We start from the raw sequence: 12,353 nt of genomic DNA on the forward strand, positions 1-12,353 counted from the left end.
TTCATTTGTTCTCACATATTGTACCACAGATTGCTAGGTGCTGTTGACAAAAAACTAATTCTCTTCAGGCTGAAATGCGTCTTTATAACGTACTAAAATGACATCAGAACCAATTTTCACAATATTTTTCCACGGAATCACAATTTCATCATCTTTTCCAAAGAAGCCCAATACACGAGAGCCTCCGATAATGACGGCCTGTATTTTTCCCGTTGTTAAGTCAATATCAATATCCCCTACATTTCCAAGTTTTTTGCCATCAGCTACATTCACTACATCTTTCAGCTGAAATTCTGAAATCTTTAACATGCTCTCTCCTCCTATAGCCAACTTTATTCCTTAGCCTATATATATTTTCAAATTTTCATTTCATGAAGGAAAAGCTTATTTTTTCTCTGCCATTCTCTTTCTATAGGCATTTTGTTTACTAATTACACAGCTTTTTAGCAAGAGACATTCTCAATGAGTAGCTAGAAGTCCTCACAGCAATAGGAAATCTGATATGAATATCTTTTGGTCATGTATTATACATCGATACATACAAAATAAGCACCGTGTCTGTTTTTATAGACACGATGCTTATTAAGTTGAACATCAAATAAAGTGGATGGTATTAATTGTATGAACGCGAGCAGCTGCCAGTTTAGATAGCTTTTGTTAACTTTGAATATTTTTATTCATCTGTTTAATAGCAGCTTTTTCTAAACGAGAAACTTGCGCTTGAGAAATACCAATTTCTTCAGCCACTTCCATCTGTGTTTTACCTTGAAAGAAGCGCTTTCGTAAAATTAATTTTTCTCGCTCGTTCAATCTTCTCATACCTTCTTGCAAAGCAATTTCTTCAATCCAAGTTGAATCACGGTTGCGTTCATCGCTTAGCTGATCCATGACATAGATTGGGTCTCCACCATCATTGTAAATAGGTTCAAATAGAGAAACCGGATCTTGGATAGCATCTAAAGCAAACACAATTTCTTCATGCGGTACTTCTAGGACTTTTGAAATTTCCTCAGCTGTAGGTTCCTTGGATGTTTCACTCATAAGCCTTTCACGAACTTGAAGAGCTTTATAAGCAATATCACGAAGGGAACGAGAAACGCGGATTGGATTATTGTCACGTAAATAGCGGCGAATTTCCCCTATAATCATTGGGACAGCATATGTAGAAAACTTCACGTTTTGACTTAAATCAAAATTGTCAATGGATTTCATTAATCCAATACATCCAACCTGAAATAAGTCATCAACAAATTCTCCACGATTGTTAAAACGTTGGATCACGCTGAGTACGAGACGTAAATTTCCGCTTACTAGCTTTTCTCTTGCTGTTCCATCTCCAGCCTGCATTTGTTTAAACAACTTTCGCATTTCTTCATTTTTTAATACGGGAAGTTTCGAAGTATCTACTCCACAAATTTCTACTTTATTTCTTGTCAACTCTTTCCCTCCTAACAGGAGATGATGTTCTGAATTCAGTATCTCCTCAGAAGGAAAAAATATGCACTTTTACAATTCTGACAATTCTCCACTAAAAAAGCTGATTGTATAAGATGCTTCTCAGCCCTTATACAATCAGCTTTTTTACTTAAACCATTTTATTAAATTCTTTTCGCAGCCGTTTAATAATTCGTTTTTCAAGCCTTGAAATATAAGACTGAGAAATGCCTAGCATATCAGCTACATCTTTTTGCGTTTTTTCTTCCCCGCCGGCTAGCCCAAAACGCAGCTCCATAATTTGCTTTTCACGATCATTTAATTGGTGCAGTGCTTTCAACAAGAGTTTTCGATCTACATTGGCTTCTAGGTCTTTTGTGATGATATCTTCTTCGGTTCCCATCACGTCAGACAATAACAGTTCGTTTCCATCCCAATCAATATTTAACGGCTCATCAAATGAAACTTCAGATCGAATTTTATTGTTGCGGCGCAAATACATTAAAATTTCATTTTCAATACAGCGAGAGGCGTACGTCGCTAGCTTAATTTTCTTTTCAGGATTAAACGTGTTTACTGCTTTAATTAAACCGATGGTGCCGATGCTAATTAAATCCTCAATATTGATTCCCGTATTTTCAAACTTGCGGGCAATATAAACAACAAGTCGCAAATTACGCTCAATCAACAGCGAACGTGCTGCTTCATCTCCTGATGGAAGTTTTTTTAAGAGCACTTCTTCTTCATCTTTTGTTAAAGGGGGTGGAAGAGCTTCACTTCCTCCTATATAGTACACTTCATCTGTTTTTAGCTTAAGTTTAATTAATAATTTGTACCACCATAATTGAAATCGAATTCGATATGTAGCCATTCTGTATCCTCCTTTATTTGTTCACACCTTTTACGATGCGGAACTTACTTCTCCAATAACAATAAGCTTCGGATGAACAATACACTCATATTGCTTCTCCACTGAAAGCGTTGTATGACTAATACCTACTAATACTTTAGTGACTTCAATCGTGTTAGACTGATGCACAAGCCTTACCATATCTGGCTTTAGAGCAAGCAGCAGCTGATTGGCTTGGCCCACGCTTCGATAAGGGACAAAGCGGACTTTTGAATACCACTCTTGATCAATATCTTCGCTGTGTGAAAAGGATTGGACATTTTTGCTTAATTCCATTAAGCCTTCAGGCAATATTTCTTTTAAAGAATCTGCTGTAACAATCATAACCGGGGTTTTCGTCAGCGGATCTACAAGCTGGTTTCCACTATCAATAAGTCCTTTCATCGACAGCGTCTGTTCGTTTAAAATAATTTCCACATCTACCAGCTGATCAAATGTAATATTTTTCATTCGCAAATCATCAACTCGTGTTTTTGAAAAATAAGATAATAGCGGAAAACCGATAAGAACAAATATCCAGCTAATAGGATCACCAAACTGTGGAGATTTCGTATCAACCATTTGATTAAGAACAAGGAACTGATCTTGAAATAAAAAGTGAACGCCCATTAATCCTCCACCCACAACAAAGGTTGCAAAATAAAACGTTAATAAATTCTCAAAGAAAAAGCGCAGTCGTTTATAACCAAACGTCATCAATACCATAAAAAAAGAGAATAAAATTTTAATAGCAGGGTGAACCATAAGATGAGAAAAAGGCGTAAACATAAGAAGGACAATCAATGAACCGATAAAGCCCCCAAGCAAAAGCCGCCACCACTTGTAATTCCGTTTAAGTACAACTGCACATAACATTAGTAAAATCGTATCTAACCCAAAATTCAGCATCCATATTAAATCTAAATAGATTGGCAATGTTTATAACCTCTCCATTCTTTCTGAATTTTTCTGTTAAAAATTAGTATATAGTACATCCTATTAGAAAGTCTGTCAGTTCATGCCGAGAAACAAGCAGTATTTTTGAGGAAATCATTCGATATTTGTCACACCACTTTTAGAAAGAAAACACAAACCCTTTGAAGGCATCATATTGACCATGTCGAATGTTTTTTATATTCTTTTGGAGTTTTCTAGCTTCATGGCATAAAAAAAGACCTCTGTATAAAACAGAGGTCTTGGCTTTTTATTTTCTTAGCGTCTACGATTACGGTTTCGTAAGAATGTTGGAATATCTAGCGCATCTTCAGACTGTGGCTGAGATGGACGCGTATATTCTTGCTGTACAGGTTCTTCACGCTTTACTTCACGCTTCGGCTGTGGGGCCGGCTGCTGTGTCGATTGCTGCATGCGATTCGCCGATAACGAAGGACGACCTGGTTTTGGCTGTGATAAATCTTGGTCACTAAAGCCAGTTGCAATAACTGTAACAACAATCTCGTCTTTTAGGTTTTCGTTAATAACAGATCCAAAGATCATGTTCACTTCTTGGTCAGAAGCCGAAGCAACGATATCTGCAGCTTCTTGTACTTCGTAAAGACTTAGGTTTGTACCGCCTGTGATGTTCATTAATACACCTTGAGCTCCATCGATAGATGTTTCAAGAAGTGGACTTGAAATAGCTTTTTTAGCCGCTTCAGCAGCGCGGTTTTCACCAGTTGCAATACCGATCCCCATAAGTGCAGATCCTTTGTTAGACATAATTGTTTTCACGTCAGCGAAGTCTAAGTTAATTAATCCAGGAACTGCGATTAAATCTGAAATACCTTGCACACCTTGTCGCAATACGTTATCCGCTTCACGGAACGCTTCTAGCATTGGCGTGTTTTTATCAACGATTTCCAATAAGCGATCATTTGGAATAACAATCAGCGTGTCCACTGCTTCTTTCATTGACGCAATGCCGCCTGCCGCTTGAGTAGAACGCTTACGGCCTTCAAACGTAAACGGACGAGTAACAACACCTACCGTTAGTGCTCCTAGCTCACGAGCAATTTGGGCAATGACTGGAGCTGCACCAGTTCCAGTTCCTCCACCCATACCAGCTGTTACGAAAACCATATCTGCACCTTTTAGTGCTTCTTGGATTTGTTCCTTACTTTCTTCAGCTGCTTTTTTACCAACTTCTGGATTAGCACCTGCACCTAATCCTCTTGTTAATTTAGCGCCGATTTGCATTTTTGTTTCAGCTTTTGATAAATTTAATGCTTGTGCATCTGTATTAACTGCAATAAATTCTACACCTTGGACGCCATGTTCAATCATTCGGTTAACCGCGTTGTTACCGCCGCCTCCGACACCGATTACTTTAATCGTCGCTAATTGGTCTACACTTGTATCAAACTCCAACATGATAGTTCCTCCTAATTCTTCGAAATTACCAATCCGTAACGTTAATCAAAGAAGTATCCAAAAAACTTCTTCATTAAATTTTGGTCATTTTTCTTTTTCGGCTGCTCAGCTGATTGTTGCGGCTGCTGTGGTTTCGGGCTAGGTTTGATCATTTCTTGCTCAATCGGCTCTTCTTCCACAACTGGCGCTCCAATTTCCCGGCCTTGTATTTTAGCATTTTTGTATGCAAATTTTATTAATCCTACGCCTGTTGTATAATGCGGCTCACGTACTCCAATATAATCAGGCACTGCTATGCGCACGTTATTCTTTAAAATTACTTGAGCTAGCTCAAGAATACCAGGCATCGCTACTACTCCGCCTGTTAAAACAAATCCTCCTGGAATATCTTTGTATCCTAGGCGATTTACCTCTTGCGTAATCATATCTAAAATCTCTTCTAATCTAGCTTCAATAATATCAGAGATTTCGAGCTGATTAAACTGCTGATGCTGATCGCTTCCAATGATCGGTACACTAAATACTTCTTCTTCAGAAGCATGATCGTAGAAAGCATGTCCATGCTTTATCTTAATATTTTCCGCATCTTCAGTCGATGTGCGAAGGCCAATCGATAAATCCTTGGTAATGTGCTCTCCACCAACAGCTAGTACATTTGTTACTTTCAAATGTCCTTGGTCAAAGATCGCAACCGTTGTTGAACCTCCACCGATATCTACCAGTGCGACACCTAAGTTTTTTTCATCACGAGATAATGCAATTGAACCAGCGGCTAGAGGCTGTAAACAAATATCACTGATTTCTAAACCAGCTCTTTCTACACAGCGTAATAAGTTATGTAAAACCGTTCTAGATCCTGTTATGATTGTGCCTTCCATTTCTAAACGTACCCCAATCATACCTCTAGGATCGTTAATACCTTCTAAGCCATCTACAATAAATTGCTTTGGAATAACATCAATGATTTCACGATCTGGCGGGATAGACATGACTTGAGCAGCATCAATTACTCGATGAATATCTTCGTTTGTAATTTCACGATTCTCGCTTGACACGGCTACTACTCCGTGACAATCCTGTAAAAATACATGATTTCCGCTTATGCCCACTACAACCTTTTTAATTGTAATGCCTACCATTCGTTCAGCTTGTTCTACTGCTTTTCTAATAGATTGAACTGTTGCATCTATATCAACGATAGAACCTTTTTTTAGTCCGTGTGATTTAACATTCCCTACACCAATGATATTCAATGAATCGTTACTCATCTCTCCGATGATTACTTTCACACTGGATGTACCGATGTCTAAACTAACGTATATTTCATTGCTGTTCATTCTTTGGCACCTCCTTTTTCTTTCTGCACATGTCATCTTAATAAATTAAGAAGAACAACAATATTAATTTTTTATTATATGAAAATATTCAACAAATACATCTGTTTCCCTTTTGTAAAATCAATTTTTTTCAAGTTTTTCACAGACTTTATCTCTTTCAAAGAACAAAACGTTCTTGTTTTGACTTTTTTTTAGATTTAAGCCTAAAATTCACTGAAAAAAAGCTATTTAACTACAAGTCTACACTAAGATGTACACTGAGAAAAGCGAAACTTACCTAGAACAAATATTACATTTCCATTTCACAGCACCGGAGAAGAAAATCATATGTATGCAGAATACTTGCATGTGATTATACAATGTACAAGGGCTAGTTTGCCAGTCTCAACTCATCTATTTCCTTTAATTAACACTTATAAAAAATAATTACTGCTTGCTCTTTTTATAAGGTTTAAATGCATATCCTTCTTCTAAATCAATAATACCTTTTTGATCATCCCTCAATTTACTTGCAATAGCTGGGTAATGAACAATTTTATCAGAGAAGTTACTAATTTTCCCGCTTACTTCACGCGTATCATTCATAAATACCTCTATGTGAAGAGGTTCTGATTTTGTCGGCGCATAGTAAATCTCAGAAATAGCCCCTTTTATACTCTTAGGCGTTTTAGCTAATTCTTGAACCATGCTTTGTATAGCTTCTCCGTCTTTCCAGTCAATTAACAACGGAGCTTCGGATGACACTTTCTTAGCACTTACTTCTTTTAAAACTTTTCCATTTTCATTCACAGGGAAATATTTATTCCCCGAGGTTACATATGCAATTCTTGCGTACTCTTTTACGTCGATTACGACCTTATTAGGAAATGTTTTGTGAATGACAGCTTCCTTTACCTCAGGGTTTTTTTCGACTTTTTCTTGAATTTGATCAGCATCAGCTTTCCAGTAGCTGGTTTTTTTGGACAGACCACTCGCTTTGACAATATCCTTATCACTTACATGTTTATTCCCTTGTACTTCAATGTTAGAAACATTACTCAGAGAAGATTGAGAATATACAATAAATAAAATAAGGATGAAAAAGAGTGATAAATACAAAATAAGCCGTCTATTTGCTTTTTGCTTTCGCTGTTCTTGCAGCTTCGGTACCCGATCTTCTAAAACAATTAACTTACCTTTTTCCATTTTTTTCACCCTTATCCATTTGAGAAAATAAACGAGGAATTACCATCCATTTATTTCCAATCTTTGCTTCGTGAGAATATCCCCATTATAGCATAGAATAAACACATAAAAGCTACCTTTTCACGCATAACCATACAGCCACGGGCTGGGTAATTAGCGACCGATAATCTCAACTTCTGTATGAATATCAATATCGAATTTCTCTTTAATTGTTTTCTTAACGTGAGCAATTAAATTCAGCACGTCTGAAGCCGTTGCATCTCCTGTGTTGACAATGAAGTTCGCATGCTGCTCACTAATTTGCGCCCCGCCTACTGAAAAACCTTTTAAGTTGGACTTTTCAATTAAGTCTCCTGCATAATTTGGAAGTGGATTTCTAAAAATACTTCCTGCACAAGGGAAATTCCAAGGCTGTGTTTCGCGGCGATAGTCTTTATTTTTCTGCATGACCGCCACAATATCATCTTTCGTTCCCTTTTTCAAACGCAGCACGGCTTCTACACATACTCCAGGACGGTCTTTTTGTAGAATTGAATGACGATACGAAAATTGAAGCTCTTCATTTGTCAGCCACTCAAGAGTGCCATCTTCAAATAAAATCAGCGCTTTTTCGACTACATGAGACATATCAGAACCATGGGCACCTGCATTCATATAAACAGCGCCTCCCACGGATCCAGGAATTCCACTTGAAAACTCCAGTCCAGACAGACCTTGTTTTGTAATAACTGTTGCAAGCTTGATGCTAGGGTATCCCCCACCTACAGTAACCGTCTCTCCATCTACTGTTAAATCATCTAATCCGGCTCCGAGCTTAATGACCACACCTTCAATTCCCTTATCAGAAACAAGAAGATTAGATCCTCGACCAATCGCTCTCCATTTCACGCCGTGTTTTTTAATAATATCCATTGTAACTTTTAAGTGATCAACAGAATCAGGTTCTACAAGCACATCTGCTGGACCACCAATTTTCATTGTTGTATGTTTTGCTAGCGGTTCATTTTCACGAACCTTTCCAATATTCGCTTCGACTAACTCTTTTACTAACGCTTCCATAAGAACCTCCTAAAACCCTCTTTGCTGTTATAAAACTTTCATGTCAATGCGCCCTTACTTCTAATGCATAAGAATAATAAGAACAGATTCATAACTAAGCAGCAGCACCTTGTAAGATACCTTTTTTCTACGAAGGCACTCTATTCTGTTGTCAATTTCATCATTTTTATTTATCGTATGACATTCACCCATAGAATGTACGTTCATCTGCTATATAAAGTAATTTTGATTGTTTTTTTATCGTTTTTCATTTAGAAGTTAAACACATGCTGACAGTCATAAAAAAACGCTACGCTCATAAGTGCACATACGTTCACTTACTCACTAAGATAAAACATTTAACCTTACACATCATACCATAGTTGGACTCAAAATTGGTTATCACAACATTACATTTTAAAAACATTTCATACAAAAATATCATCTACCTGTAAAAAATCGAAAATAAACCGCCAACAAAATCCGGCGTGCACTTGGATTTAAGATGACGGTTTACTTCAGTAGACCATTGCCTACTTGACATTATACAATTTTTTTCAATTAATAGCGAGAATATCTACTAACATTTAACAAAACTCCAACTGCTGCCAGCATGAGCGTCAGCGATGATCCGCCGTAACTTAAAAATGGAAGCGTAATTCCCGTAACAGGCATAAGACCTGTTACCACGCCTATATTAATCATGACTTGAATCGCAACCATTGAAATAATTCCTAAGGCTAAAAACGTTCCGTAAAGATCAGGAGCTCCGAGCGCTACTTTAATTCCTCTCCAAAGCAATAAGCTAAACAAAAGCAGAACAAGCGTTCCACCGATGAAACCCAGCTCTTCTGCTAGAATAGCAAAAATAAAATCAGTTTGAGGCTCCGGCAGATAAAAGAACTTTTGTCTACTTTGCCCTAACCCTAATCCAAGCAATCCCCCCGGCCCAATTGCATAAAGAGATTGAATGATTTGAAACCCGCTTCCAAGCGGATCTTCCCAAGGATTTAAAAATGAGGTAATGCGTTTAATCCGATAAGGAGCCGATAAAACAAGCCCTACAAAACCGGCAACGCCAAGCAACCCAAGACCTGCAAAGTGACTTACTTTTGCTCCTGAAACAAAAATCATGACTAAACAAGTTCCAACAAGCACCGTTCCCGTTCCTAAATCCGGCTGCATCATAATAATGCCAAACGGTAAGAAAACCAGTAATAACGCCGGTAACATTCCTTTTCTAAAAGATGTAATTTTCTTCTGGTTTTCCGATAAATATTTCGCTAAAAATATAATCATAGCAAACTTCATAAATTCTGAAGGCTGAATCGAAAACGCTCCAACTCCTATCCAACTTTGCGACCCATTCCGTACTAGCCCTACTCCCGGAATCAATACAAGTACCAGCATAACAAAGCAAATGATTACAATTGGCTTCGCCCAAGTACGCCACATCCAATAATCAATATTCATGATGACAAACATTGCGCATACTCCAAGCCCTGCAAATAAGAGCTGGCGTTTAGCAAAGAAAAAAGAATCATTAAACTTGTATGTAGCCCATACCGCACTTGCGCTGTATACCATGATAAGGCCGATGGTTAGCAAGGAAAGCGTAACGATTATGAGAAAAAAATCTGGGGTAGACCTTTTTGTCGACACTGTCACACACCTCTAAAAATAGATTAGGGCTAGTGTATTTTCTAGGTGTTTAGACAAGCCCTTATTTCAGTTTATGCACAGATTCAATAAAGATGTCACCACGTTCTTCAAAAGTTTTAAATTGATCCCAGCTTGCACAAGCAGGAGATAATAAAATAACATCTTCTTCATCTGAACAAGCATATGCTTCTGAAACTGCTTGTTTAACATTATCGACACGTTTTACAATTTGTATTCCCGCTTCTTTTGCTACGCGTTCAATTTTAGGAGCCGTTTCACCAAACGTAATCACAGCTTTCACATTTTTAAACTCTTCTTTTAAATCATCAAACTCATTGCCGCGATCGAGTCCACCTGCAAGTAGAATCGTCGGCTGCGAAAAAGCGGAAAGAGCTACTTTTGTAGCAAGCATATTCGTAGCTTTAGAGTCATTATAAAACTTACGTTTGTTGATTGTCGTGACATATTGAACGCGATGTTTAACACCAGCAAACGTTGTGAGCACGCGGTAGATAGCTTCATTTGAACAACCGTACAGCTTCACAACGGATACAGCTGCTAAAATGTTTTCTTGATTATGTTTGCCTGGCAGCACCACATCTTTTAACGACATCACTTCTTCATCTTTAAAGAAAATCGTTTCGTTTTTAATATACGCTCCTTCTGTCGTTTGAGCTGTAACAGAAAAAGGTACTTTTGTCGCTTTAACATCTGCACTAGCTTTCATCACTAGCTCATCATCCGCATTAATAACGGCAAAGTCTTCACTTGTTTGATTGTTAAAGAGATTTGCTTTCGCTTTGATATATTCCTCTTTTGTGCCATGATAGTCTAAGTGAGCATCAAACAAATTCAATAATAAAGAGATTTTCGGACGGAATTTTTCAATTCCCATCAGCTGAAAAGAAGAAAGCTCCGTTACAATTACATTGTCCTTTGTTGCTTTTTGCGCCACTTCACAAGCTACTGTTCCAATATTTCCAGCAATCAACGGCTGCTTTTGATCTTCTTCTAACATTTTATAAATTAGCGTTGTTGTTGTTGTCTTCCCATTGCTTCCCGTAATTCCGATAAAAGGAGCTTCGCTAATTTCATAAGCCAATTCTACCTCTGTTAAAATCGGAATATTTCGCTTTAATGCTTCTTGCAATAAAACATTTGAATACGGAATCCCAGGGTTTTTTACAATAACATCCGCTTTGTCTAAAAGCTCAAGCGGATGATGTCCACAGACAACTTCAATGCCCGTTTTTTCTAATTCCTGTGCTGCTACGTTCTCTTCGTACGGTTTTTGATCATTAACGACTACTTTAGCACCAAGCTGTTTAACTAACTGAGCGGCTGCTAAACCGCTCTTGGCTAATCCTAAAATAAGTACTTGTTTACCTTGATACGTATTGACTGATTTCATTTAAATCCACACCTCGATATAAATTCCAAGCATTGCAAATAATAGTCCTACAGCCCAAAAAGTCATAACTACGCGCCATTCCGACCAGCCGCTTAGCTCGTAATGGTGATGAAGCGGGCTCATTTTAAACACACGTTTTCCTGTTGTTTTGAAAGATGCGACTTGAATAATAACAGATAGTGTTTCAATAACAAACACACCACCGATAATAACAAGCAAGAATTCCATTTTCATTAAGACAGCCACCGTAGCGATAGCTCCTCCTAGCGCTAAAGAACCCGTATCTCCCATAAATACTTTTGCAGGATGGGCATTAAAAACTAAAAATCCTAACACAGCTCCTACTACAGCAACTGAGAAAATAGATAGCTCAAACTGCTCTGCATTCCAGGCAAGAACTGCAAATGCACCAAAAGCAATCGCACTTGTACCAGATACAAGTCCGTCTAATCCATCCGTTAAGTTAACCGCGTTTGAAAAACCAACAAGCCAGATGATGAGGAAAACAACATAAAACCAACCTAAATCGATTGGGTCTTTAATTCCAGGAATCGTCACTTCAGTTGAAAACTCAAACTGTCTTGCAATAAAGTAAAAAATAATTGAAATGACAACCTGACCTAAAAACTTTTGTTTAGATGTTAATCCAAGGTTACGCTTTAACACTACTTTTATAAAATCATCTAAAAATCCTAATAAACCAAATCCGATTGTGACAAATAATAATAGAAACGTCTTATATGTAAGTTCTGCATACTGATTGACCATAATAAGAGTTGCCACAATAATAGATAATAAAATCATGATACCGCCCATTGTAGGTGTACCTGATTTTTTCTGGTGAGATTTCGGGCCTTCATCACGAATACTTTGACCAAACTTTAATCTTCTTAAGAAGGGAATAAAAATCGGCGACAATACAACCGTAATCAAAAAGGCTACGCCGATTGTCAATAAAATTGATTGTTCTAGCACGATGTTCCCTCCTTAACTTCCAACTCATTCCGACTCATTTTGTTCTCTACCC

At 37.7% G+C, this 12,353-nt stretch carries 11 protein-coding genes; all 11 read right to left on the reverse strand.

The window, feature by feature from the left end; genetic code table 11:
• Positions 1-54: 54 nt before the first annotated feature.
• Positions 55-309: a YlmC/YmxH family sporulation protein gene (locus tag ACFX4N_RS15835; RefSeq protein ID WP_013058951.1), complete on the reverse strand. Its 255-nt coding sequence runs from the start codon at positions 307-309 to the stop codon at positions 55-57.
• A gap of 348 nt (positions 310-657) precedes the next feature.
• A complete protein-coding gene (gene sigG, locus ACFX4N_RS15840; RefSeq protein ID WP_013058952.1) occupies positions 658-1,437 on the reverse strand; it encodes an RNA polymerase sporulation sigma factor SigG in 780 nt (259 codons plus the stop codon).
• A gap of 148 nt (positions 1,438-1,585) precedes the next feature.
• The gene (gene sigE / locus ACFX4N_RS15845; RefSeq protein WP_013058953.1) at positions 1,586-2,305 is read right to left on the reverse strand and encodes an RNA polymerase sporulation sigma factor SigE; all 720 of its coding nucleotides are present in this window, start codon (positions 2,303-2,305) and stop codon (positions 1,586-1,588) included.
• A 30-nt stretch (positions 2,306-2,335) separates the two neighbouring features.
• Positions 2,336-3,259, reverse strand: coding sequence for a sigma-E processing peptidase SpoIIGA (spoIIGA, locus tag ACFX4N_RS15850; protein WP_053487710.1), 924 nt, complete (start codon positions 3,257-3,259; stop codon positions 2,336-2,338).
• Between the two features lie 276 nt (positions 3,260-3,535).
• Positions 3,536-4,693, reverse strand: coding sequence for a cell division protein FtsZ (gene ftsZ / locus ACFX4N_RS15855; protein WP_013058955.1), 1,158 nt, complete (start codon positions 4,691-4,693; stop codon positions 3,536-3,538).
• Between the two features lie 41 nt (positions 4,694-4,734).
• Positions 4,735-6,030: a cell division protein FtsA gene (gene ftsA, locus ACFX4N_RS15860; RefSeq protein WP_013058956.1), complete on the reverse strand. Its 1,296-nt coding sequence runs from the start codon at positions 6,028-6,030 to the stop codon at positions 4,735-4,737.
• 426 nt (positions 6,031-6,456) lie between these two features.
• Positions 6,457-7,215: a cell division protein FtsQ/DivIB gene (locus tag ACFX4N_RS15865; RefSeq protein WP_057273974.1), complete on the reverse strand. Its 759-nt coding sequence runs from the start codon at positions 7,213-7,215 to the stop codon at positions 6,457-6,459.
• A gap of 153 nt (positions 7,216-7,368) precedes the next feature.
• Positions 7,369-8,274, reverse strand: a complete 906-nt coding sequence (gene murB / locus ACFX4N_RS15870) for a UDP-N-acetylmuramate dehydrogenase (protein ID WP_013058958.1) — start codon at positions 8,272-8,274, stop codon at positions 7,369-7,371.
• Positions 8,275-8,814: 540 nt separating this feature from the next.
• Positions 8,815-9,915 (reverse strand): stage V sporulation protein E, encoded by a 1,101-nt coding sequence (spoVE, locus tag ACFX4N_RS15875; protein WP_013058959.1) that lies wholly within the window; start codon positions 9,913-9,915, stop codon positions 8,815-8,817.
• 61 nt (positions 9,916-9,976) lie between these two features.
• Positions 9,977-11,326: a UDP-N-acetylmuramoyl-L-alanine--D-glutamate ligase gene (murD, locus tag ACFX4N_RS15880; RefSeq protein WP_013058960.1), complete on the reverse strand. Its 1,350-nt coding sequence runs from the start codon at positions 11,324-11,326 to the stop codon at positions 9,977-9,979.
• Positions 11,327-12,301, reverse strand: a complete 975-nt coding sequence (gene mraY / locus ACFX4N_RS15885; protein WP_013058961.1) for a phospho-N-acetylmuramoyl-pentapeptide-transferase — start codon at positions 12,299-12,301, stop codon at positions 11,327-11,329.
• Positions 12,302-12,353 lie beyond the last annotated feature (52 nt).

The sequence above is a fragment of the Priestia sp. YIM B13551 genome, assembly GCF_042787905.1.
Taxonomy (GTDB): domain Bacteria; phylum Bacillota; class Bacilli; order Bacillales; family Bacillaceae_H; genus Priestia.

Excerpts from the sequence above, each read along its gene's own strand:
- ftsA (WP_013058956.1), bottom strand. The coding sequence starts at position 6,030 with ATGAACAGCAATGAAATATACGTTAGTTTAGACATCGGTACATCCAGT.
- ACFX4N_RS15865 (WP_057273974.1), bottom strand. The coding sequence starts at position 7,215 with ATGGAAAAAGGTAAGTTAATTGTTTTAGAAGATCGGGTACCGAAGCTG.
- ACFX4N_RS15835 (WP_013058951.1), bottom strand. The coding sequence starts at position 309 with ATGTTAAAGATTTCAGAATTTCAGCTGAAAGATGTAGTGAATGTAGCT.
- sigE (WP_013058953.1), bottom strand. The coding sequence starts at position 2,305 with ATGGCTACATATCGAATTCGATTTCAATTATGGTGGTACAAATTATTA.
- ftsZ (WP_013058955.1), bottom strand. The coding sequence starts at position 4,693 with ATGTTGGAGTTTGATACAAGTGTAGACCAATTAGCGACGATTAAAGTA.
- murB (WP_013058958.1), bottom strand. The coding sequence starts at position 8,274 with ATGGAAGCGTTAGTAAAAGAGTTAGTCGAAGCGAATATTGGAAAGGTT.
- murD (WP_013058960.1), bottom strand. The coding sequence starts at position 11,326 with ATGAAATCAGTCAATACGTATCAAGGTAAACAAGTACTTATTTTAGGA.